This window comes from Pseudomonas sp. GW821-FHT12A04, from assembly GCF_058807755.1.
Map to the genome: position 1 here is coordinate 1 of NZ_JBXAQZ010000004.1, position 23,323 is coordinate 23,323.

Genomic DNA, 23,323 nt, shown 5'->3' on the forward strand with positions numbered 1-23,323 from the left:
AGACGAACGCATTCCCATGTGGGAGCGAGCCCGCTCGCGATGGTCGTTAACGATAACGCGGGACGTCTGGCTCCCCGTGGTGTTCTTGAGTCCATCGCGAGCAGGCTCGCTCCCACAGACGAAAGCATTCCCATTTTGGAGCGAGCCCCCGCGCGATGGGCGTTAACGATATCGCGGGACGTCTGGCTCCCCGCGGTGTTCTTGAGTCCATCGCGAGCAAGCTCGCTCCCACAGACGAACGCATTCCCATGTGGGAGCGAGCCCGCTCGCGATGGTCGTTAACGATAACGCGGGACGTCTGGCTCCCCGTGGTGTTCTTGAGTCCATCGCGAGCAAGCTCGCTCCCACAGACGAACGCATTCCCATGTGGGAGCGAGCCCGCTCGCGATGGTCGTTAACGATAACGCGGGACGTCTGGCTCCCCGCGGTGTTCTTGAGTCCACCGCGAGCAGGCTCGCTCCTACAGTCGAACGCATTCCCATGTGGGAGCGAGCTTGCTCGCGATAAAGTGCGAAGCACTTTCTGGGGGCAATTCAGTTATCGGATTTGGAAGGCAACATCCAGATCAACCCACTGGCCTTGGCCCGCTCATGACACAACCCCAACACCGTGCGGCGCTCGTCGTTGGTCATGCGGCTCCAGCGGGTAATCTCCTCCACCGTGCGTTGGCAACCGGTGCAGATGTCATCGTCGTCCAGCGCACAAATATTCACGCAGGGCGATGCAACCGGGCGTTCGGTGGCAGTCATTCTTCCTGCTCGGCCAGGTCGCGGGCATAGCGCTGCGAGTTGTGCACGTAGTGAGCAGCGCTGGCTTCCAGCATCCTGATTTGCGGCTCGATCAACTCACGCACCACTTTGCCGGGCGAGCCCATGACCAGCGATCCGTCCGGAATCTCCTTGCCTTCGCCGATCAGCGAGTTGGCGCCGATGATGCAGTTCTTGCCGATCTTCGCACCATTGAGAATCACCGCGTTGATGCCGATCAGGCTGTAGTCGCCGACGGTGCAGCCGTGGAGCATGGCGTTGTGGCCGATGGTCACGCCGGTACCGATGGTCAGCGGGTAGCCCATGTCGGTGTGCATCACGGTGCCGTCCTGGACGTTGCTGTTCTTGCCGATCAGGATCAATTCGTTGTCGCCGCGCAATACGGCGTTGAACCAGACGTTGGCGCCCTCTTCCAGCTTGACCTTGCCCACCAGCACGGCATTGGGTGCGACCCAGCTCTGTGGATGGGTTTCGACGCGGGCGTCGCCCAGGCGGTATTTCATTGTTGTATTCCTCAAGGCTCAGGCAGGCTTTTTTCAGCAAAACCAGTATTCAGGCCATTCGAACGATGGCTTCAGATACTGATAAAGCTTTTGGGAGGCTGATGCAGGCTGATTTTGGCGTCATACAGCAGGTTGATCAACTCGACGATCATGATCGCCGTCAGCCCCCAGATCTTGTATTCGCCATAGCGATAGCTCGGCACGTACCAGCTGCGGCCCTGATAGTCGATGCGGTGGGTATGTTCGCGAGGGTCTTTACGGAAGAATTCCAGGGGCACGCTGAACACCGCGGCGATCTCGGCGTCGTTGGCCCGGTATTCGACAAAATCCGGGATCACCCCGACATAGGGCGTGACCTTGATGCCATGCAGGCTGATCAGCGGGCTGAGCGGTCCGATCACCTCGACCAGCCCCGGCGGCAGGCCGATCTCTTCTTCGGCTTCACGCAGGGCGGTGAAAATCAGGTCGGGGTCTTCGGGGTCACGGCGCCCGCCGGGGAAGGCAACTTCGCCGCCATGGGTCGACAGGCCGCTGGCACGCAGGGTCAACACCAGCTCGGGCTCGTCACTGCGGGTGATGGGCACCAGCACCGCTGCCTCGGGAAAACGACGATCGGTCTCCAGTGTGCGTGGAGTGTGGTTACTAACCCGATGCAGTAGCTCGTCCAGCATGAGTGTTCTCGATTTGTGCCTTACCCGGCATCATGCACCAATCGCTGCGGTCGCCCAACCCCCGCAACCGCCCCATGTCGCGAAACGACAACTTGCCGACCGGCACTGCCGCACGCCAAGATAGGCGCAGCATTCAGGAACCCCAGCATGAAATTTTGCAGCCAGTGCGGTAACCCGGTGACCCAGCGCATTCCCGAAGGCGATTCGCGCCTGCGCTTTGTCTGCGACAGTTGTCACGCCATTCACTACCAGAACCCCAACATCGTCGCCGGCTGCGTGGCGACCTGGGGCACCCAGGTATTGCTGTGCCGGCGGGCCATCGAGCCGCGACGCGGTTACTGGACCCTGCCCGCCGGTTTCATGGAGAACGGCGAGACCATCGAACAGGCTGCCATTCGCGAGACGGCCGAGGAAGCCTGCGCCCGGGTGCGCAACCTGAACATCTATACCCTGATCGACGTGCCGCACATCAGCCAGGTGCATGTGTTCTTCCGTGCCGAACTGGTGGACCTGGACTTTTGCGCCGGCCCCGAGAGCCTGGAAGTGCAACTATTCGACGAAGCGGACATTCCATGGGATGAGCTGGCTTTCCGCACGGTGGGCCGTACCTTAGAATGCTTCTTCGCTGACCGGCGGACCGAAATCTATCCCGTTCGGTCTGAATCGATCCCACCGCTTGCTCAGCCCGCCATTATCTGATGTCATCTCGGCATCACCGGGAGGCGCCGAAAGATTGTCCGAATGCGGCCCGAGCCAGCGGCAGCTCCTGCAAAAACTTCTATACATAAATAGTCGCGACACCTCCTGGGGAATCGTTTCAATGCGCTGGTTGCTTGCCCTGTTCTGTTTGTCGTTTGTCACGGTGTCCCAGGCTTCTGCCGTGGAAACCCTGGACGGCAAGGTCATCGAGAAAATCCTGATTCTCAAGTCTTCCCATCAATTGCAATTGATCAATGACGGCAAGCCGCTCAAAACCTATCGCATTTCCCTGGGCAAGCGTCCCAAGGGGCCGAAGCTGATGGAAGGCGACAAGCGCACCCCGGAAGGCTTCTACTGGGTCGACTGGCGCAAGATCAGCGACCGTTTCAACCTGGCGATGCACATTTCCTACCCGAACATCAGCGACTCCGCCCGCGCCCGTCGTGAAGGCGTCGAGCCCGGCGGCATGATCATGATCCACGGCACCCCGGACAGCGAAGACACCCCGGAAGACCTGTTCCACACCCTGGACTGGACCGACGGCTGCATCGCCATGCGCAACATGGACATGCGCGAAGTCTGGAACCTGGTGCCGGACGGCACGATGATCGAGATCCGCCCGTAAATCCCCCGACCTTTGGTCGCCTCGCAAAAAAAATCAAAAAAATTCCAGCCTTCGGCAGCTCCTGCAGGGTGAATACCATTTCCCCCTGTAGAAGCTGCCGAAGGCTGCGATCTTTGCTTTAAATCCTCCCACCGCTAATACCACTTCAATCCAGCCTCTTTCCACTGCGCCCAATAAGGCCTGTTTACCGCACCTGCAGCCTGAGAGCTGCATTGACATGGTATTCAAGTGGTATTAGTTTTTTGTCCTACAGCGAACAAGTAACTTTCCTACAGACGCGTCGGACAATAATTAAATGAACGACCTTTCAGCCCTGCGCCCCGACGACACCCAACCCACGCCGTTGTACCTGCAACTGGCACGCAATCTGGAAGCGGCGATCCATGCCGGCCAGTGGAAAGCCGAACAGGCCATGCCGTCGGAGCGCAATCTGAGCGAGGCGCTGGGCATCTCCCGCGTCACTGCACGCAAGGCTCTGGAAGTGTTGTTCGAACAAGGCCTGATCCGCCGCAACCAGGGCTCCGGCACCTTCATCACGCCGCGTCTCGAACAACCGTTGTCGCGCCTTTCCGGTTTCAGTGAAATGCTCCGCCTCAAGGGTTTCGTGCCCGGATCGCAATGGCTGGAGCGGGAAATCACCTTGCCGACCCACGAAGAACTGATCCGCCTCGGCCTGTCGCCCAACGACAAAGTCGCGCGCCTCAAACGCCTGCGCAAGGCCGACGACACGGTGATGGCCATCGAGATGAGCACCCTGCCCGCCTCGATCATTCCCAAGCCGCAGGCCGTGGGCGATTCCCTCTACGAATACCTCGACGGCATCGGCAAACCGGTTGTCCGCGCCCTGCAGCACATCCAGGCGATCAACGCCTCGGACGAATTCGCAGCCCTGGTGGGCATCGCCCCCGGCACCGCCATGTTGCTGATGACCCGGGTCGGCTACCTGGAAGACAACACGCCCATCGAAGTCACCGACACCTATTGCCGTAACGACTACTACGACTTTGTCGCAGAGCTTCGCCGCTAGAACGCTGCATCGCGAAACCGCCCACCCAGAGAACCGATCATGTCCGAAGACAACATCCTCACCGCCCACGGCTGGGTTCGCGGCCGACTGGTCCATGAGCACGGCAAAGTCGTGTCGATCGAAGGCCAGCCCTGCGATCCGGCGGACAACAATCTGCCGTACCTGCTGCCGGGCTTCATCGACCTGCACGTTCACGGCGGCGGCGGCAAAGACATCATGGAAGGCGCGCCGGCCTTCGAAACCATCACCCGAACCCACGTGCGCTTCGGCACTACGTCGCTGCTGGCCACCACCATGACGGCACCGAGCGAAGAGATATCCAGCGTGCTCCAGGCCGTCGGCGAATTCTGTGAGCAGCGGCCCCAAGGCAGCGCCCGGGTGCTTGGCGTACACCTCGAAGGCCCCTACATCAACCCGGGAAAACTCGGCGCGCAACCCAACTTCGCCCACACCGCGCTGATGGCCGAAGTCGAAGCGTACCTGGCGCTCGCACCGATCCGGGTGATCACCATTGCCCCGGAAATCGCCGGTCACGATACCTTGATCCGCGACCTCAGCAGCCGCGGCATTCGCATGCAGATCGGCCACACCCTGGGCAGTTATGAGGAAGGCGTGGCCGCGCTGGAGGCCGGCGCCAGCAGTTTCACCCACCTCTACAACGCCATGAGCCCACTGCATCACCGCGAACCCGGGATCGTCGGCGCTGCCCTGGCTCACGCCAAATACGCCGAACTGATCCCGGATTTGCTGCACGTGCACCCCGGCGCCATCCGCGTGGCCCTGCGTTCGATTCCTTGCCTGTATTGCGTCACCGACTCGACCGCCGCCGCCGGCATGCCCGATGGCGAGTACAAACTCGGCAGCCACACCGTGACCAAATGCCTCGGTGGCGTGCGCCTGCCCGACGGCACGCTGGCCGGCAGCACCCTGACCATGGATCAGGCTCTGCGCAACCTGGTGAAAATCGGCCTGCCCATCGCCGAAGCCTCGCAGCGCCTGTCGCAATTCCCCGCCGACTACCTCGGCATCACCGAACGCGGGCGCCTGCAACCGGGGGCCTGGGCCGACTGCGTGCGGCTGGATCGCTCACTGAAACTGACCGCCGTCATGGTCGAAGGAGAAGACATTGACTTCAAAAATGCTTGAAGAGGCGCTGTCCTCGTTCGAGGCCGTGCAAGCCCAATTACAGCAACTCGACCCGCAGATGATCGAGATCGCCGGGCGCCTGCGTCGTCAGCCGCCGCAAGTGGCCATGACCGTGGCGCGTGGCAGCTCCGACCATGCCGCCAGTTACTTCGCCTACCTGACCATGCAACTGCTGGGCATCCCGGTGGCGTCGCTGCCGATGTCGGTGGTGACCATGCAACAGGCACCGTTGAAGGTCAGCGGCCAGGTGGCATTCGCCTTTTCGCAATCGGGGCAAAGCCCGGACCTGGTCAACAGCCTGCGCCTGTTGCGCAAGCGCGGCGCCTTGAGCATTTCGCTGGTCAATGCCGAAGACTCACCGCTGGAAGCCGCCTGCGAATTCAGCCTGCCGCTGTGTGCCGGCACCGAAAGCAGCGTCGCGGCGACCAAGAGCTTTATCGCTACCCTCAGCGCCAGCGCCCGGCTGATTGGCCACTGGAAAGAAGACACCGAACTGCTCGACGCCTGCCGCGCCTTGCCCGAAGGCCTGCGTGACGCCGCGCAACAGGACTGGAGCCAGGCCATCGACGCCTTGCGCGATTGTCAGCGGCTGATGGTGATCGGCCGTGGCGCCGGTTTCGCCATCGCCCAGGAAGCGGCGCTCAAGTTCAAGGAGACCTCGGCGATCCAGGCCGAAGCCTTCAGCAGCGCCGAAGTCCGTCACGGTCCGATGGCCTTGATTGGCGACAACTACCCGCTGCTGGTGTTTGCCCCACGGGGCGCCGAACAGGCCGGTTTGCTGAGCCTGGCCGCCGACATGCGCCAACGCGGCGCCCTTGTGCTACTGGCCGCGCCGGATGACGTGCTTGAACGCGACCTGACGCTGACCCGCGCCGAACACCCGGCCCTCGACCCGATTCTCGCGATCCAGAGTTTCTACGTGATGGCCGCCGGCCTGGCCGTGGCCCGAGGCATGGACCCGGACCAGCCACGGCACCTGAGCAAAGTGACGCGTACGCACTAACCACCCTTGTAGGAGCGAGCTTGCTCGCGATGGTCGTCAACGAAAACGCGCGTTTGCTGGATAAACGCGGCGTTCTTTAGTCCATCGCGAGCGAGCTCGCTCCTACAGAGGGGGGCGTGTTGATCCGAACCGTATTTTTTGATGAGACCGAGCCATGCATAACAACAATAAAGAGCTGACTTTAAGCGCCCCGCTCAGCGGCCCGGTGCTCACGCTCGCCAAAGTCCCGGATGCGGTGTTTGCCAGCGGCGCCATGGGCGACGGGATCGCCATCGACCCGTTGAACGATACCCTTCATGCGCCGTGCGCGGGCGTGGTGGTGCATGTCGCCCGCACCGGCCATGCGGTGACCCTGCGTGCCGACAACGGTGCGGAGCTGCTGCTGCACCTGGGCCTTGATACCGTCGAACTGCAAGGCCAGGGCTTTTCGATGCTGGTCAAGGAAGGCGCGCGCGTCTCCAATGGCCAGCCGCTGCTGCGCTACGACCTGGACAAGGTCGCGCAACAGTGCAAAAGCCTGGTCAGCCTGCTGATCCTCACCAACAGCCAGGACTTTCAGGCACGGCCCATCACCCTCAAGTCGGTAAAGGTCGGCGAGCCGCTGCTACACATCATTCGCCGCCAGGGCGTGGGCGCGCAGGCGGACGTGGAGCTTGCTGGCGAAGAAGTGGTCGGCCACATCCGCATCGCCCATCGTGGCGGTCTGCACGCACGGCCGGCCGCGTTGATCCGTCAGACCGCACAAGGATTCAAAAGCAAATCGCAGCTGCATTTCGCCGGCAAGTCGGCCACCTGCGACAGCCTGATCGGCCTGATGGGGCTGGCCATCGGCGAACAGGCAGAAGTCCAGGTCAGTTGCCAGGGCCCGGACGCCGAAGCCGCGCTGCAAGCCTTGCTGACCGCGTTATCCACAGCCCTGGCCGAAGACAGCCATGCCGCCGCGCCGACCACGATTGCCCAACGCAATCGCCCCGCCGAAGCCGGTGTATTGCACGGCGTCTGTGCGGCGCCCGGCCTGGTCGGCGGGCCGCTGTTCCACCTGAATGCGATCAGCCTGCCGGTGGATGCCGGCCATCATGATCCCCAGCAACAGCAGCAAGTACTGGACGCGGCACTGAGCCAGGTGCGCAGCGAAATCGAACGCACGCTGGTCCTGGCGAAAAAACACAAGGACACCGCTGAAGAGGCGATCTTCGCCGCACACCTGGCGCTGCTGGAAGACCCGGCCCTGCTGGACGCCGCCATACAAACCGTCGCCCAGGGCACGGCCGCGACCCACGCCTGGAGCCAGGCCATCGACGTGCAGTGCGAAGTCCTCCAGCAAACCGGCAGCACGCTGCTGGCCGAACGCGCCAACGACCTGCGCGACCTCAAGCAACGGGTGCTGCGCGCATTGCTCGGCGACACCTGGCATTACGACGTGCCGGCCGGCGCCATCGTCGCAGCGCATGAACTGACGCCCTCCGATTTACTGCAACTGAGCCAGCAAGGCGTCGCCGGACTGTGCATGGCCGAAGGTGGCGCGACCTCCCACGTGGCGATTCTGGCGCGGGGCAAAGGCCTGCCGTGCATGGTGGCGCTGGGTTCGACGCTGCTCGACCAGCAACAGGGGCAACCGGTGGTGCTGGACGCCGACGGTGGCCGCCTCGAACTGACACCCAGCACACAGCGCCTGGCCGACGTGCGCCAGCTGCAACAGCAACAGCAACAACGCCGGGCCGAACAACAGGCTCAGGCGCACACCCCCGCACTGACCACCGATGGCCTGCGCATCGAAGTCGCCGCCAATGTGGCATCCAGCACGGAAGCGGTAGACGCGTTGGCCAATGGCGCCGACGGCGTCGGCTTGCTGCGCACCGAGTTTCTCTTCGTCGACCGCCACACCGCGCCGGACGAACAGGAACAACACCACGCCTATCAAGCGGTGCTCGATGCCATGGGCGACAAGTCGGTGATCATCCGCACCATCGACGTCGGCGGCGACAAGCAACTGGACTACCTGCCACTGCCCGCCGAGGCCAATCCGGTGCTCGGCCTGCGCGGCATTCGCCTGGCCCAGGCTCGCCCTGAACTGCTCGACCAGCAATTGCGCGCGCTGCTGCACCTGCGCCCGTTGTCACGCTGCCGGATCCTGCTGCCGATGGTCACGGAAGTCGATGAGCTGCTGCACATCCGCCAGCGCCTCGATGCCTTGTGCGGTGAACTCGGCCTGGCGCAACGCCCGGAACTGGGTGTGATGATCGAAGTTCCGGCCGCCGCGCTGCTGGCCGAGCAACTGGCCGAACACGCGGACTTCCTGTCCATCGGCACCAACGACCTGTCGCAATACACCCTGGCCATGGACCGCGACCACGCCGGGCTCGCCGCTCGCGTCGATGCACTACACCCGGCACTGCTGCGGCTGATCGCCCAGACCTGCGCCGGTGCGGCGCAGCACAACCGTTGGGTGGGCGTGTGCGGCGCGCTGGCGTCCGATCCATTGGCCACGCCGGTGTTGATCGGCCTGGGGGTCAGTGAATTGTCGGTGAGCCCGGTACAGGTCGGCGAAATCAAGGACCGCGTGCGTCATCTCGACGCCAGCGAATGCCGGCGCATCAGCCAGGATCTGCTCAAGTTGAGCAGCGCCAGCGCCGTGCGTCACGCCTGTCACCAGCATTGGCCTCTGAGCTGAAGAACAACAAGAATCCACGGAGAACCGCCATGTACCAACTTTTCATCGAAGGCCTGCAACGCCTCGGCCGCGCGCTGATGCTGCCGATCGCGATCCTGCCGATTGCCGGCCTGCTGCTGCGCCTGGGCGATACCGATCTGCTGAACATCGCGATCATCCACGACGCCGGCCAGGTGATCTTCGCCAACCTGGCAATGATCTTCGCCATCGGTATCGCGGTCGGTTTCGCCAGGGACAACAACGGTACGGCGGGTCTGGCCGGGGTGATCGGTTACCTGGTGATGATCTCCACCCTCAAGGCGCTCGACCCGAGCATCAACATGGGCATGCTCGCCGGGATCGTCAGCGGCCTGATGGCCGGCGCGCTGTACAACCGCTTCAAGGACATCAAGCTGCCGGAATACCTGGCGTTCTTCGGTGGCCGACGGTTCGTGCCGATTGTCACCGGGTTCGCCGCCGTGGGGCTGGGTGTGGTGTTCGGCTACATCTGGCCGCCGATCCAGCACGGCATCAACAGCTTCGGCACACTGATGATGGAAAGCGGCAGCTTCGGTGCGTTCGTCTTCGGCCTGTTCAACCGCCTGCTGATCGTCACCGGCCTGCACCACATCCTCAACAACATGGCGTGGTTCGTGTTCGGCAACTTCACCGACCCCACCACCGGGGCGCTGGTGACTGGCGACCTGTCGCGCTACTTCGCCGGCGATCCGAAGGGTGGCCAGTTCATGACCGGCATGTTCCCGATGATGATCTTCGGCCTGCCCGCCGCGTGCCTGGCGATGTACCGCAACGCCCTGCCGGCACGGCGCAAGGTGATGGGCGGGATCTTCCTGTCGATGGCGTTGACCGCGTTCCTGACCGGCGTCACCGAGCCGATTGAATTCGCCTTCATGTTCCTCGCGCCGTTGCTGTTTGTGCTGCATGCGTTGCTGACCGGCCTGTCGATGGCCATCACCAATGCGCTGAACATCCACCTGGGGTTCACCTTCTCCGGCGGCTTCATCGACATGATCCTGGGCTGGGGCAAGTCCACCAACGGCTGGCTGGTGTTCCCGGTGGGCCTGGCGTATGCCGTGATCTATTACGTGGTGTTTGACTTCTGTATCCGCCGCTTCGACCTGAAGACACCGGGCCGCGAAACCAGCGCTGACGTCGAGCAGGTTGCCATCGCCGACAATGAACGCGCCGGGGCATACATCAAGGCCTTGGGTGGTGCCGAAAACCTGATCACCGTCGGCGCCTGCACCACGCGCTTGCGCCTGGACATGGTGGATCGCAACAAAGCTTCGGATACCGACTTGAAAGCACTCGGTGCCATGGCCGTGGTGCGTCCGGGCAAGGGCGGGAGTTTGCAAGTGGTAGTGGGGCCAATGGCCGACGCGATTGCCGATGAGATTCGCCTGGCGATGCCTGCGCTAGGTCGCGCCATGGTGTCGTCACCGGCTGCAGAAATCGACGCGCCGCCACCTGCCGCCATGGCGACACCCGAGGCCCAGCAATGGCTCAATGCCCTGGGCGGCGGCGACAATGTGCTGCAACTCGATTGCGTGGCCATGACCCGCATCCGCCTGCAACTGGCCGATGGCAAGGCGTTGTCGGAGTTCGATTTGAAAGCGTTGGGTTGCCAGGGTGTAAGTCAGCTGGATGGCGGTATCTGGCATCTGCTGATTGGCGACAAGGCGCCGACCTTGAGTGATGCACTGGAGGTGTTGGTCAATCGCAGCGAGGTCAGTGCCAAGGTTTAGATCCTCGGTGCCTGATAGGCCGCCATCGCGAGCAAGCTCGCTCCCACAGTGGTCCGGTGTATGCAGATCCAATGTAGGAGCGAGCTTGCTCGCGATGAGGCCCTCACTGACGCCACAATAGTTTGGGCAACAAAAAACCCGCTGAAATCTCTTTCAGCGGGTTTTTCATTTCAGCACCGGAGAATCAGAAATCCTCCAGCCGCCACACTTCATAAGCCGGTGTCTCATAGGGATGGCTCTGTTTCAGAGCCGCCACTACCGAGCGAATCAACTCATCGGCCACCACCAGCTCAACCTTCCATTCCTCGACCTGTTCGACCTGCCCTGCCTCGCCAATGAACGGCTGGCTGCCGTCCAGTGGACGAAACTGGCCAGTGCCCAACACTTGCCATGCACAGTGGTCATAAGCACCGATTCGCCCCCCACCGGCGGCGAATACGGCGCTTTTGACCACCTCGACATGACTGTCGGGAACAAAAAAGCTGAGCTTGTACACGGCGCTTAGTTCACCCACACACGAGCGTTACGGAACATACGCATCAACGGAGCATCTTCGTTCCAGTCATCCGAACGCCACGAGTTCTGCACGGCGCGGAACACACGTTCCGGGTGCGGCATCATGATGGTCACGCGACCGTCGCGGCTGGTCAAACCGGTGATCCCGCGCGGCGAGCCGTTCGGGTTGGCCGGGTAGCTTTCGGTGACCTTGCCGTGGTTGTCGACGAAACGCATCGCCACGCAACCCGACAGATCGGCTTCCAGCAGTGCTTCTTCGCTGGCGAACTCGGCATGGCCTTCACCGTGAGCAATGGCGATCGGCATGCGCGAACCGGCCATGCCTTGCAGGAAGATCGAGTTCGACTCCTGGATCTGCACCATGGCAACACGGGCTTCGAACTGCTCGGAGCGGTTGCGCACGAAGTGCGGCCAGAACTCGCTGCCCGGGATCAGCTCGTGCAGGTTGGACATCATCTGGCAACCGTTGCACACGCCGAGGGTGAAGCTGTCGTTGCGTTCGAAGAAGCCCTGGAACGCATCGCGGGCACGGCTGTTGAACAGCGCGGATTTCGCCCAGCCTTCACCGGCACCCAATACGTCGCCGTAAGAGAAGCCGCCGCAAGCGACCATGCCCTTGAACTCGTTCAGGTCGACCCGGCCGGCCAGAATGTCGCTCATGTGCACGTCGATCGCGTTGAAACCGGCGCGGTCGAACGCGGCAGCCATTTCCACCTGACCGTTGACGCCCTGCTCACGCAGTACGGCAACCTGTGGGCGAATGCCTTTCTTGATGTAAGGCGCGGCGATGTCCTGGTTGATGTCGTAGCTCAGCTTGACGCTCAGGCCCGGGTTTTCTTCTTCCAGCAGCACGTCGAACTCTTGCTCGGCGCAGTCGGCGTTGTCACGCAGACGCTGGATCTGGTAGCTGGTCTCGGCCCACTGGCGTTGCAGCAGACGACGCTGGCCTTCGAACACAGTGTCGCCGTTGAAGGTGATGCCGATCTCGCCATTGTTGATTGGCTGACCGATCACCGACACGCAGTCACCCAGGCCGGCAGCGCTGAACTGCGCGAGGATGTCCGGGGTCGCGTCCTGGCGAACCTGGATCACGGCACCCAGTTCTTCGTTGAACAGGATGGCGGCGATGTCGGCAGAGGTTTCTGCCAGACCGTCGAGGTTCAGGCTCAGGCCACAGTGACCGGCGAACGCCATCTCGACAACGCTGGTCAGCAGACCACCGTCGGAGCGGTCGTGGTAAGCCAGCAGGTGGCCGTCGGCGTTGAGGCCCTGGATCACCGCGAAGAAGGCTTTGAGGTCTTCGGCGTCATCGACGTCCGGAGCCTGCTTGCCGAGCTTGCCGTGAACCTGCGCCAGGATCGAGGCGCCCATGCGGTTCTGGCCGCGGCCCAGGTCGATCAGGATCAGGTCGGTGGTGCCCTTGTCCATGCGCAGTTGCGGGGTCAGGGTCTGACGGATGTCAGTCACTGGCGCGAAACCGGTCACGATCAGGGACATCGGCGAAGTCACGGACTTGTCCACGCCTTCATCGTTCCAGCGGGTGGCCATGGACATCGAGTCCTTGCCCACAGGAATGGTGATGCCCAGCTCAGGGCACAACTCCATGCCGACCGCTTTCACGGTGTCGTACAGGCGTGCATCTTCACCCGGGTGACCGGCAGCCGACATCCAGTTCGCCGACAGTTTGATGTCGGAGATCTTGCCGATGCGCGAGGCCGCGATGTTGGTCAGGGTTTCGCCGATGGCCATGCGGCCCGACGCCGGAGCGTCCAGCAGTGCCAGCGGAGTACGCTCGCCCATGGCCATGGCTTCACCGGTGTAGACGTCGAAGCTGGTGGCGGTGACGGCAACGTCGGCCACCGGAACCTGCCACGGGCCGACCATCTGGTCACGGGCCACGAGGCCGGTGATGGTGCGGTCGCCGATGGTGATCAGGAAGCTTTTGCTCGCCACGGCCGGGTGATGCAGAACGCGCTCGACGCAGTCGGCGATGCTCAGGGTCGACGGATCGAAATCGTCGCCCAGTTCGTTCTCGCGAACCACCGAACGGTGCATGCGCGGGGCTTTGCCCAGCAGCACTTCCAGCGGCATGTCCACCGGGCTGTTGCCGAAGTGGCTGTCGGTCACGGTCAGTTGTGGCTCGGCAGTGGCTTCACCAACGACGGCAAACGGGCAACGCTCACGTTCGCAGATCGCCTTGAAGCGCTCGAAATCCGCCGGGCCGACGGCCAGAACGTAACGTTCCTGGGATTCGTTGGACCAGATTTCGTGCGGGGCCATGCCCGGCTCGTCGTTTGGAATGTTGCGCAGTTCGAAACGGCCACCGCGGTCGCCGTCGTTGACCAGTTCCGGGAAGGCGTTGGACAGACCGCCCGCACCCACGTCGTGGATGAAGCTGATCGGGTTCTTGTCGCCCAGTTGCCAGCAACGGTCGATGACTTCCTGGCAGCGACGTTCCATTTCCGGGTTTTCGCGCTGTACGGAAGCGAAGTCCAGGTCTGCCGAGCTGGTGCCGGTGGCCATGGAGGAAGCCGCGCCGCCGCCCAGGCCGATCAGCATCGCCGGGCCGCCGAGCACGATCAGCTTGGAGCCGACGACGATCTCGCCTTTCTTGACGTGTTCTTCACGGATGTTGCCCATGCCGCCGGCCAGCATGATCGGCTTGTGGTAGCCGCGAACTTCGTCACCGTGCGGGGTGGTGATCGATTGTTCGAAGGTACGGAAGTAGCCGGTCAGTGCCGGACGACCGAATTCGTTGTTGAACGCAGCGCCGCCCAGCGGGCCTTCGATCATGATGTCCAGCGCGGTGACGATGCGCTCGGGCTTGCCGTACGGCACTTCCCACGGCTGTTCGAAACCCGGGATCTGCAGGTTCGACACGGTGAAACCGGTCAGGCCAGCCTTCGGCTTGGCACCGCGACCGGTGGCGCCTTCGTCACGGATCTCGCCACCGGAACCGGTGGATGCGCCCGGGAACGGGGCAATCGCGGTCGGGTGGTTGTGGGTCTCAACCTTCATCAGGATGTGCACCGGCTCCTGCACCGCACCGTACTGGCGGGTCTCAGGGTCCGGGAAGAAGCGACCGGCCACGGAGCCGACGATCACCGAAGCGTTGTCCTTATAAGCCGACAGAACGCCTTCGCTGTGCATCACGTAGGTGTTCTTGATCATGCCGAACAGGCTTTTTTCCTGGCTCTCGCCGTCGATGTCCCAACTGGCGTTGAAGATCTTGTGACGGCAGTGCTCGGAGTTCGCCTGGGCGAACATCATCAGTTCGATGTCATGCGGGTTGCGCTTCAAGCCGACGAAGGCGTTGACCAGATAGTCGATCTCGTCTTCGGCCAGGGCCAGGCCCAGCTCGGTGTTGGCTTTTTCCAGCGCGGCGCGGCCGCCACCCAACACGTCGATGGCGGTCAGGGGCTTCGGTTCGGCGTGGCTGAACAGGCCGGCGGCCTGCTCGAGGTTGCCCAGGACGATCTGGGTCATGCGGTCGTGCAGACCGTCGGCGATCAGCTGGGCTTCAGCGTCGCTGAACTGGCCGGCCACGTAGAACGCGATGCCGCGCTCCAGGCGCTGGATTTTCGCCAGGCCACAGTTACGGGCGATGTCGCTGGCCTTGCTCGACCACGGCGAGATGGTGCCGAAACGCGGCAGCACCAGAAACAGACGACCGGTCGGTTCCTGTACCGGAACGCTTGGACCGTACTTCAGAAGGCGCGCGAGCACCTGCTGTTCGTCGCCGGTCAGGACGCCGGTAACTTCGGCGAAGTGAGCGAATTCAGCATACAGGCCGCTGACAGCCGGAACCTTCTGGCTCAGTTGCTCAAGGAGCTTGCTGTGGCGAAAGGCAGAAAGGGCAGGAGCGCCGCGCAGGATCAACATCTTCGGGACAGCCTCGGGAAGGGGTGTGCTTTGAGGCCGTGCATTCTAGCCTAAACAGCCCGCGACATCACCCGAAACGCTACGCACGGTTGCACTCGGGCGTCGATCTGTGTTTCTGCCTCGAAAGTCAGGTTAACCGGGCGTGCAGCAACAGCTTATTTTTACTGTAACAAAATGCAGGCAAGGCCCATTCCTGCGGGGTTTCGGCCGGTTTTGTGATCGCTAGCAGACAAGCCCCTCACTGTCGAGATATGGCGCTCGTGGTCCTTTGCGTATACTGCGCAGATGTTTTTCCCAACGGCTTTGCGTCCGCGGTACGCCAAATGGCTGATCGCAACCGGACTCTTCCTGATGCTCGGTGGCTGTGTTGATAAACCCAACACGCTCGAGCGCGTAAAGGAGGATGGTGTGCTGCGGGTGGTTACCCGAAACAGCCCCGCCACCTACTTTCAGGATCGCAACGGTGAGACCGGCTTCGAATACGAGCTGGTGAAGCGCTTCGCCGACGATCTGGGGGTCGAGCTCAAGATCGAGACCGCCGACAACCTCGATGACCTGTTCAACCAGGTCGGCAAGCCCAATGGCCCGGTGCTGGCGGCTGCCGGCCTGGTCAGCAGCGAAGAGCGCAAGAAGCAGGTGCGCTTCTCCCACTCCTATCTGGAAGTCACCCCGCAGATCATCTACCGCAACGGCCAGTCCCGGCCAACCGATGCGAAGGATCTGGTGGGCAAGAAGATCATGGTGCTCAAGGGCAGCACCCACGCCGAACAACTGGCGCAGCTGAAACAGAAGTTTCCCGGCATCGAATACGAAGAGTCTGACGCGGTCGAGGTCGTCGATCTCCTGCGCATGGTGGATGAAGGTCAGATCGACCTGACCCTGGTCGACTCCAACGAAGTGGCGATGAACCAGGTGTACTTCACCAACATCCGGGTCGCCTTCGACCTCGGCGACGCCAGCAACCAGAGCTGGGCCGTCGCCCCGGGCGACGACAACAGCCTGCTCAACGAAATCAACGATTACCTCGACAAGGTCAAGAAGAACGGCACCCTGCAACGCCTCAAGGACCGCTACTACGGGCATGTCGACGTCCTCGGCTACATGGGCGCCACCACGTTTGCCCAACACTTGCAGCAACGCCTGCCCAAGTACGAACAGCACTTCAAGGCCTACGCCAAGAAGGAGAAAGTCGACTGGCGCCTGCTGGCGGCCATCGGGTACCAGGAGTCGTTGTGGCAACCGACGGTCACGTCCAAGACCGGCGTGCGCGGCCTGATGATGCTGACCCAGAACACCGCGCAGGCCATGGGCGTGTCCAACCGCCTGGACCCCAGGCAGAGCATCATGGGCGGCGCCAAGTACCTGGCCTACATGAAAGACCAGCTCGACGACTCGATTCAGGAGCCGGACCGGACCTGGTTTGCCCTGGCGGCCTACAACGTCGGCAGCGGCCACCTGGATGACGCACGCAAACTGGCGGCCAAGGAAGGGTTGAACCCGGACAAATGGCTGGACGTAAAGAAGATCCTGCCGCGCCTGTCGGAAAAGAAGTGGTACAGCAAAACCCGTTACGGCTACGCCCGCGGCGGCGAACCGGTGCATTTCGTGGCGAACATCCGTCGCTACTACGACATCCTGACCTGGGTCACGCAGCCGCAGCTTGAAGGGGACCAGGTCGCCGAGGGCAAACTGCTTGTTCCGGGGATCGACAAGAGCAAGCCGTCGCAGGAACCTGCACCGCTCTGACAGCCACCCAAAATCAAATGTGAAAGCGAGCTTGCTCGCGATGAGGCCCTGTCAGTCACATCAATTGTGTCTGTCAGACCGCTATCGCGAGCAAGCTCGCTCCCACAGGATTTTGTGTTGGTTTTAAGCCTTGGCAGCCGCCAGAATCAACGCCTTCATCTCCGAAACAGCCGACTTGAAGCCAACGAACAGCGCATGGGCCACCAGCGCATGGCCGATGTTCAGTTCGTTGATGCCCTTGATCGCCGCCACGGCTTCGACGTTGTGATAGTGCAGGCCATGACCGGCATTGACGATCAGGCCCTGGGCCAGACCGAAGGCCACGCCATCGGCTACACGCTTGAGTTCTTCGGCGACTTCGGTCGGCGTCTCGGCATCGGCATAACGCCCGGTGTGCAACTCGATGGCTGGCGCGCCGACACGACGGGAGGCTTCGATCTGGCGCTCATCGGCGTCAATGAACAGCGACACTTCGGAGCCGATCTTCGACAGACGCTCGACCGCCGCCTTGATTCGCGCTTCCTGCCCTGCCACGTCCAGGCCGCCTTCGGTGGTCAGTTCCTGACGGGTTTCCGGCACCAGGCAAATGTGCGCCGGGCGGATGCGCTCGGCGAACAACATCATTTCTTCGGTGACCCCCATTTCGAAGTTCATGCGGGTTTGCAGCACGTCCTTGAGCAGCAGAACGTCGCGCTCCTGAATGTGCCGACGGTCTTCGCGCAGGTGCACGGTGATGCCGTCGGCGCCCGCCTCTTCCGCGTCCAGTGCAGCCTTGACCGGGTCCGGGTAACGGGTGCCCCGGGCCTGACGCAGGGTGGCAACGTGGTCGATGTTCACGCCAAGAAGAATACGGGTGCTGGTGGTCACGGAAGCGCTCCAGAAGAAGAGAAAGTTCGGTGCACAGCATACGGTGTGATCAGGGCTTGCGAAACAGCTCGCGACTGACAAGTGGACGGCCGCCCAGGTGAACGGCCAATGCCTGGCGCATCAAGCGCTTGGCGGCAGACGGAGCGCCGGGGGCAGACCAGTCGGCTTCAGCCATGGCCAGCAATTCGGTGCCGTTGAACAAGCCCGGTTGCAGCAGGTAGACACGTTCAAGCCCGGCATCCACTTGCAAACGGTAGAGACCGTCCGGCGCGATGGGTTGATCATGAATATCAGTCGTCAGGGAAAAACCGTAGCCGAGGTCATCGAGCAAGCGCCACTCGAAGGAGCGCAGCAAGGGCTCCAGAGCACGACCTTCAGCCAGCGCCAGCAAAGTCGCAGCGTAGTGATCGAATACGCCGGGATGAGGATCTTCGGCGGGCAACAGGCGAATCAGCAATTCATTGAGGTAAAGACCGCTGAACAGCGCCTCGCCATTGAGCCAGGTGGAGATGCCAGCACTCTCCATGCGCCCGACATTCTTCAGCTCGCCCTTGCCCCGGAACTCGACTTCCAATGGCACGAACGGCCGCGCCAGTGTCCCGGCCTTGCCCCGTGCACTGCGCAACACCGCCCGCAGCCGACCTTGCGGCGTGAGGAAGTCCACCAGCGCGCTGTTTTCACGGTAGGCGCGGGAGTGCAGGACATAGGCGGGTTGGGCGGGCGCTTGGGACATGGAAATCGCAGTTCTCGATGAAGGAGCGCAGTTTTACATACAACCTGAAACCAATGTGGGAGCGAGCTTGCTCGCGATGAGGGCCTGATATTCAACATCAATGTTGACTGACAGACCGTTATCGCGAGCAAGCTCGCTCCCACAGGGGATCATTGTTGATCCGGAAAACGTATTACAGGTCGCCGTAACCCAACGAACGCAATGCACGCTCGTCATCGGACCAGCCACCCTTAACCTTGACCCACAGGTTGAGCATGATCTTGGAGTCGAACAGCAGCTCCATGTCCTTGCGCGCTTCGGTGCCGATGCGCTTGATGCGCTCGCCCTTGTCGCCAATGATGATTTTTTTCTGGCCATCGCGCTCGACGAGGATCAAGGCATGAATGTGCAGGGTCTTGCCCTGCTGCTTGAACTCTTCGATTTCAACGGTGATCTGATACGGCAGCTCGGCGCCCATCTGGCGCATGATTTTCTCGCGCACCAGCTCGGCGGCGAGGAAACGGCTGCTGCGGTCGGTGATCTGGTCTTCCGGGAAGAAGTGATCGTTTTCCGGCAGGTGCTCGGCAATCACGCGTTCCAGTGCATCGAGGTTATGCCCGTGCTGCGCGGAAATCGGGATGATCTGCGCATTCGGCAACTGCTCCTGCAACCAGCTCAGGTGCGGCATCAGCTCGGCCTTGTCTTCGATGCGGTCGGTCTTGTTCAACGCCACGATCAGCGGGCCGGTCACGTACTGGACGCGCTCGAGAACCATCTGGTCTTCTTCGGTCCACTTGGTGCGGTCGACCACGAAGATCACCACGTCGACGTCTTTCAGCGCCGCCGAAGCGGTCTTGTTCATGTAGCGGTTCAGGGCCTTTTCGCCGCCCTTGTGCATACCAGGGGTGTCGACGTAGATCGCCTGCACATCGCCCTCGGTCTTGATACCGAGCATGTTGTGACGGGTGGTTTGCGGTTTGCGCGAGGTGATCGCCAGCTTCTGACCCAGGATGTGGTTCAGCAACGTGGACTTGCCCACGTTCGGACGGCCGACGATGGCAACATAGCCACAGCGAGTTGCGTTTGTATCAGTCATTGCCATTCTCCACACCCAGGGCAATCAGTGCTGCGGCGGCCGCTACCTGTTCGGCAATACGACGACTCACACCCTGACCTCGGCTTTTTTCATTCAGTAAGATGATTTCGCATTCGACGAAGAACGTCCGGCAATGCGGCTCACCCTGGATATCCACCACTTCGTAACGCGGCAGCTCACAACCACGGGACTGCAGGAACTCTTGCAGGCGGGTCTTTGGATCTTTGTTGGTGTCGACCAGCGTCAGGCCTTCGAACTCGCCGGCCAGCCAGGCGAGCACACGCTCGCGGGCCATTTCCATGCCAGCATCGAGGTAGATCGCACCGATCAGCGCTTCGAGGGCATCGGCCAGAATCGACTCGCGACGGAAACCGCCGCTTTTCAGCTCGCCCGAGCCCAGGCGCAGGTATTCGCCCAGATCGAAACCACGGGCCAGTACGGCCAGGGTCTCACCTTTGACCAGACGTGCGCGCAAACGCGACAACTGGCCTTCGCGAGCCAGCGGGAAGCGCTCGAACAACGCCTCGCCGGCGACGAAGTTGAGAATGGCGTCACCGAGGAATTCCAGGCGTTCGTTGTTACGCCCGGCAAAGCTGCGGTGAGTCAGGGCCAGGACCATCAGTTCCTGATCCTTGAAGGTGTAGCCGAGCTGACGCTCTAGACGGCTTAAGGAGACGCTCACGGTTTACCCACGCTGAGTTCGTGGCTGGATTCCACCGCCATCGCCGTAAGTTGGCGCAGGCTTGGGACAATTAAAGCTGTGTTCAAAAATAACGTCCTGAATATCATTGTTTTCATGCCTCTGGCGCCCATTGTGCCGGCTCCAGAAATGCATTCGGCGCTGTGTTCAACAGCGCCGTGTCTGATTACTTGATCAGGCCAACCCGCGAGAAATTCGGCAGGTGGCTGAGTTTGGGTTCCGGCCAGCTCATCCAGACCGCAAAGGCCTTGCCGACGATATTCTTGTCGGGAACCATGCCCAGCAGATCCTTGGGAATGTTCGGATCATCCCAGTAGCGACTGTCGTTCGAGTTGTCGCGGTTGTCGCCCATCATGAAGTAGTGCCCGGCCGGCACGGTCCACGAATGGTCCGGCATTGCGCGGTAGCGGCTCATTTCCTTGCGGATCATGTGCTCGGCCACACCGAGTTTTTCCTTGTAGAGCTCAGCGCTGCCCAGCGTGCCCGGCTCGGAGCCGACCAGTTGCTCGGCAATCGATTGACCGTTGACGAACAGGCGCTTGTCGGCGGTGTAGCGAACCGTGTCGCCCGGCAAACCAACCACACGCTTGATGTAGTTGACGTTCGGGTCGCTCGGGTAGCGGAACACCATCACATCGCCGCGCTGCGGATCACCGACTTCGATGACTTTCTTGTCGATCACCGGCAAGCGGATCCCGTAGGAAAACTTGCTCACCAGGATGAAGTCGCCGACATCCAGGGTTGGCTTCATCGAACCGGAAGGAATCTGGAACGGTTCCACCAGGAACGAACGCAGCACCAGCACGATGAACAACACCGGGAAGAACGACTTGCCGTATTCAACCAGCAGCGGCTCTTTGTTCAGCTTCTCGACCACGACCATGTCAGGCTGGCTGACGCTGCCCTGATAGGAAGCGATGGCGGCACGCCGACGCGGGGCCAGGATCAACAGATCGAGCAACGCCAACAGGCCGCAGACGAACACGGCGATGACCAGCAACAGCGGGAAATTTAGCGACATAGGACCTAACTATCCAACCTGAGCACTGCAAGGAAGGCTTCCTGTGGAATCTCCACGTTGCCGACCTGCTTCATGCGTTTCTTACCGGCCTTTTGCTTCTCCAGCAGTTTCTTCTTACGGCTGACGTCACCACCGTAGCATTTGGCCAATACGTTCTTTCTGAGCGCCTTGACGGTTGTCCGCGCCACAATCTGCCCGCCAATGGCGGCCTGGATTGCCACGTCGAACATCTGCCGCGGAATCAGTTCTTTCATCTTCTCGGTCAACTGGCGACCTTTGTAGTGCGAGTTGTCACGGTGCACGATCAGCGCCAGGGCGTCGACCTTGTCACCGTTGATCAGCACGTCCAGTTTCACCAGGCTAGCCGATTGATAACGATCGAAATGGTAGTCCAGCGAAGCATAGCCGCGGCTGGTGGATTTCAGGCGGTCGAAGAAGTCCAGCACCACTTCGTTCATCGGCAGGTCGTAGGTCACTTGTACCTGGGAGCCGAGGAACAGCATGTCAACCTGCACACCACGTTTTTCGATGCACAGGGTAATGACGTTGCCCAGGTGCTCTTGCGGCACAAGAATATTGGCCCGCACGATCGGCTCACGCATGTCTTCGATCGAGGACAGGTCCGGGAGCTTCGACGGGTTATCGACGTAGATCGTCTCGCCGGTCTTGAGCAGCAGCTCGAAGATTACCGTCGGCGCCGTGGTGATCAAGTCCAGGTTGTACTCGCGCTCCAGGCGCTCCTGGATGATTTCCATGTGCAGCATGCCGAGGAAGCCGCAACGGAAGCCGAAGCCCAGTGCGTCAGAGCTTTCCGGCGTGTATTGCAGCGACGAGTCGTTCAGGGTGAGCTTTTGCAGCGCTTCGCGGAAATCTTCGAAGTCGTCGGAGCTGACGGGGAACAGACCGGCGTAAACCTGCGGCTGAATACGTTTGAAGCCTGGCAGTACATCAACGTCCGGCGTCGAGCTCAAGGTCAGGGTGTCGCCCACTGGCGCACCGTGAATGTCCTTGATGCTGGCGATGATGAAGCCCACTTCACCGGCCTTGAGGTCAGCGGTAGGGGTGTGCTTCGGGTTGAATACACCGACGCTGTCTACCAGGTGGATCTTGCCGGTGGACTTGACCAGGATCTTGTCGCCCTTCTTCACACGACCGTGGCGCACGCGTACCAGGGAAACAACACCCAGGTAGTTGTCGAACCAGGAGTCGATGATCAACGCTTGCAGCGGATCTTCGTAGTTGCCGGTCGGTGCAGGAATGGTGGCGACCAGGCGCTCGAGCACTTCGTCGACGCCCAGGCCGGTCTTGGCCGAGCACTCGACCGCATCGGTGGCATCGATGCCGATGATTTTTTCGATTTCTTCTTTAACACGGTCCGGATCGGCCTGTGGCAGGTCGATCTTGTTCAGCACGGGCATCACTTCCAGGCCCTGCTCGATGGCCGTGTAGCAGTTGGCAACCGACTGTGCTTCAACGCCTTGACCGGCATCGACCACCAGCAGCGCGCCTTCACAGGCAGCCAGCGAACGGCTCACCTCATAGGTGAAGTCAACGTGGCCGGGGGTATCAATGAAGTTCAGCTGGTAGTTGATACCGTCGCGAGCCTTGTAATACAAGGTGACGCTGTGCGCCTTGATGGTGATCCCGCGTTCACGCTCAAGGTCCATGGAGTCCAGGACCTGGGCTTCCATTTCGCGCTCGGCGAGGCCGCCACACATCTGGATGAAGCGATCGGCCAGCGTCGACTTGCCATGGTCAATGTGGGCGATGATGGAGAAATTGCGGATATGACTCAAATCACTCACGGATCAACACTCAAAAAGGCTGCAGGCATAGCCCGCCGAAAAATAGCCGGGAATTGTACCTGATCCACGGCGCAAGCGTCACGTTCGCAGGTCAGACGGTGCCTACAAAAACGCCCCGGTC

At 61.6% G+C, this 23,323-nt stretch carries 19 protein-coding genes; 8 read left to right on the forward strand and 11 right to left on the reverse strand.

Translation table 11 applies throughout. The features are described from left to right. Nucleotides 1-533: 533 nt before the first annotated feature. The 3 genes from AC1RS8_RS07600 to AC1RS8_RS07610 all read right to left on the reverse strand — a co-directional run bounded on the left by AC1RS8_RS07600 (nucleotide 534) and on the right by AC1RS8_RS07610 (nucleotide 1,941). Complete coding sequence (locus tag AC1RS8_RS07600; RefSeq protein WP_489339799.1) at nucleotides 534-749, reverse strand: DUF1289 domain-containing protein; 216 nt, start codon at nucleotides 747-749, stop codon at nucleotides 534-536. Continuing rightward, nucleotides 746-1,270 carry a gamma carbonic anhydrase family protein gene (locus tag AC1RS8_RS07605; RefSeq protein ID WP_489339798.1) on the reverse strand — a complete coding sequence of 175 codons (525 nt, stop codon included), beginning with the start codon at nucleotides 1,268-1,270 and terminating at the stop codon, nucleotides 746-748. The genes AC1RS8_RS07600 and AC1RS8_RS07605 overlap by 4 nt, the downstream gene beginning before the upstream one ends. Before the next feature lie 71 nt (nucleotides 1,271-1,341). Further along, nucleotides 1,342-1,941 (reverse strand): CoA pyrophosphatase, encoded by a 600-nt coding sequence (locus AC1RS8_RS07610; RefSeq protein ID WP_057716271.1) that lies wholly within the window; start codon nucleotides 1,939-1,941, stop codon nucleotides 1,342-1,344. A 147-nt stretch (nucleotides 1,942-2,088) separates the two neighbouring features. On the opposite strand from AC1RS8_RS07610, the gene AC1RS8_RS07615 reads away from it, so the two are divergent. The 7 genes from AC1RS8_RS07615 to nagE all read left to right on the forward strand — a co-directional run bounded on the left by AC1RS8_RS07615 (nucleotide 2,089) and on the right by nagE (nucleotide 10,857). Beyond that, the gene (locus AC1RS8_RS07615; protein WP_057716272.1) at nucleotides 2,089-2,640 is read left to right on the forward strand and encodes an NUDIX hydrolase; all 552 of its coding nucleotides are present in this window, start codon (nucleotides 2,089-2,091) and stop codon (nucleotides 2,638-2,640) included. Nucleotides 2,641-2,761: 121 nt separating this feature from the next. Next, entirely contained in the window at nucleotides 2,762-3,265 is a 504-nt protein-coding gene (locus tag AC1RS8_RS07620; protein ID WP_007982819.1) for a L,D-transpeptidase family protein, read from the forward strand. Between the two features lie 295 nt (nucleotides 3,266-3,560). Further along, on the forward strand, nucleotides 3,561-4,292 hold the full coding sequence (locus AC1RS8_RS07625; RefSeq protein WP_057716273.1) for a GntR family transcriptional regulator: 732 nt from the start codon (nucleotides 3,561-3,563) through the stop codon (nucleotides 4,290-4,292). Nucleotides 4,293-4,331: 39 nt separating this feature from the next. Further along, nucleotides 4,332-5,438 (forward strand): N-acetylglucosamine-6-phosphate deacetylase, encoded by a 1,107-nt coding sequence (gene nagA, locus AC1RS8_RS07630; protein WP_489339797.1) that lies wholly within the window; start codon nucleotides 4,332-4,334, stop codon nucleotides 5,436-5,438. After that, nucleotides 5,419-6,441: an SIS domain-containing protein gene (locus AC1RS8_RS07635; protein ID WP_109790605.1), complete on the forward strand. Its 1,023-nt coding sequence runs from the start codon at nucleotides 5,419-5,421 to the stop codon at nucleotides 6,439-6,441. Before nagA ends, AC1RS8_RS07635 begins: the two co-directional genes overlap by 20 nt. Before the next feature lie 154 nt (nucleotides 6,442-6,595). Further along, the gene (ptsP, locus tag AC1RS8_RS07640) at nucleotides 6,596-9,112 is read left to right on the forward strand and encodes a phosphoenolpyruvate--protein phosphotransferase (protein ID WP_489339796.1); all 2,517 of its coding nucleotides are present in this window, start codon (nucleotides 6,596-6,598) and stop codon (nucleotides 9,110-9,112) included. 29 nt (nucleotides 9,113-9,141) lie between these two features. Next, nucleotides 9,142-10,857 (forward strand): N-acetylglucosamine-specific PTS transporter subunit IIBC, encoded by a 1,716-nt coding sequence (gene nagE, locus AC1RS8_RS07645; protein ID WP_489339795.1) that lies wholly within the window; start codon nucleotides 9,142-9,144, stop codon nucleotides 10,855-10,857. A gap of 184 nt (nucleotides 10,858-11,041) precedes the next feature. Here nagE and AC1RS8_RS07650 read toward each other — a convergent pair whose 3' ends face one another. Together AC1RS8_RS07650 and purL are read right to left on the reverse strand one after the other, a co-directional pair. After that, the gene (locus tag AC1RS8_RS07650) at nucleotides 11,042-11,353 is read right to left on the reverse strand and encodes a YqfO family protein (RefSeq protein ID WP_057716278.1); all 312 of its coding nucleotides are present in this window, start codon (nucleotides 11,351-11,353) and stop codon (nucleotides 11,042-11,044) included. A gap of 5 nt (nucleotides 11,354-11,358) precedes the next feature. Next, on the reverse strand, nucleotides 11,359-15,255 hold the full coding sequence (purL, locus tag AC1RS8_RS07655; protein ID WP_057716279.1) for a phosphoribosylformylglycinamidine synthase: 3,897 nt from the start codon (nucleotides 15,253-15,255) through the stop codon (nucleotides 11,359-11,361). A gap of 285 nt (nucleotides 15,256-15,540) precedes the next feature. Here purL and mltF point away from each other — a divergent pair, with 285 nt between their 5' ends. Next, nucleotides 15,541-17,001: a membrane-bound lytic murein transglycosylase MltF gene (mltF, locus tag AC1RS8_RS07660; protein WP_079246808.1), complete on the forward strand. Its 1,461-nt coding sequence runs from the start codon at nucleotides 15,541-15,543 to the stop codon at nucleotides 16,999-17,001. Between the two features lie 123 nt (nucleotides 17,002-17,124). On the opposite strand, the gene pdxJ is transcribed toward mltF, so the two are convergent. From pdxJ to lepA, 6 genes are all read right to left on the reverse strand, one after another. After that, nucleotides 17,125-17,868 (reverse strand): pyridoxine 5'-phosphate synthase, encoded by a 744-nt coding sequence (gene pdxJ, locus AC1RS8_RS07665; protein ID WP_340315358.1) that lies wholly within the window; start codon nucleotides 17,866-17,868, stop codon nucleotides 17,125-17,127. Nucleotides 17,869-17,917: 49 nt separating this feature from the next. Next, nucleotides 17,918-18,601: a DNA repair protein RecO gene (recO, locus tag AC1RS8_RS07670; protein WP_489339794.1), complete on the reverse strand. Its 684-nt coding sequence runs from the start codon at nucleotides 18,599-18,601 to the stop codon at nucleotides 17,918-17,920. 172 nt (nucleotides 18,602-18,773) lie between these two features. Continuing rightward, nucleotides 18,774-19,676, reverse strand: a complete 903-nt coding sequence (gene era / locus AC1RS8_RS07675) for a GTPase Era (RefSeq protein ID WP_007973959.1) — start codon at nucleotides 19,674-19,676, stop codon at nucleotides 18,774-18,776. Then, on the reverse strand, nucleotides 19,669-20,358 hold the full coding sequence (rnc, locus tag AC1RS8_RS07680) for a ribonuclease III (protein WP_008053221.1): 690 nt from the start codon (nucleotides 20,356-20,358) through the stop codon (nucleotides 19,669-19,671). Before rnc ends, era begins: the two co-directional genes overlap by 8 nt. 184 nt (nucleotides 20,359-20,542) lie before the next feature. Then, nucleotides 20,543-21,397, reverse strand: coding sequence for a signal peptidase I (gene lepB, locus AC1RS8_RS07685; RefSeq protein ID WP_057716283.1), 855 nt, complete (start codon nucleotides 21,395-21,397; stop codon nucleotides 20,543-20,545). Between the two features lie 5 nt (nucleotides 21,398-21,402). After that, nucleotides 21,403-23,202, reverse strand: a complete 1,800-nt coding sequence (gene lepA, locus AC1RS8_RS07690; RefSeq protein ID WP_008053223.1) for a translation elongation factor 4 — start codon at nucleotides 23,200-23,202, stop codon at nucleotides 21,403-21,405. Between the last annotated feature and the right edge of the window lie 121 nt (nucleotides 23,203-23,323).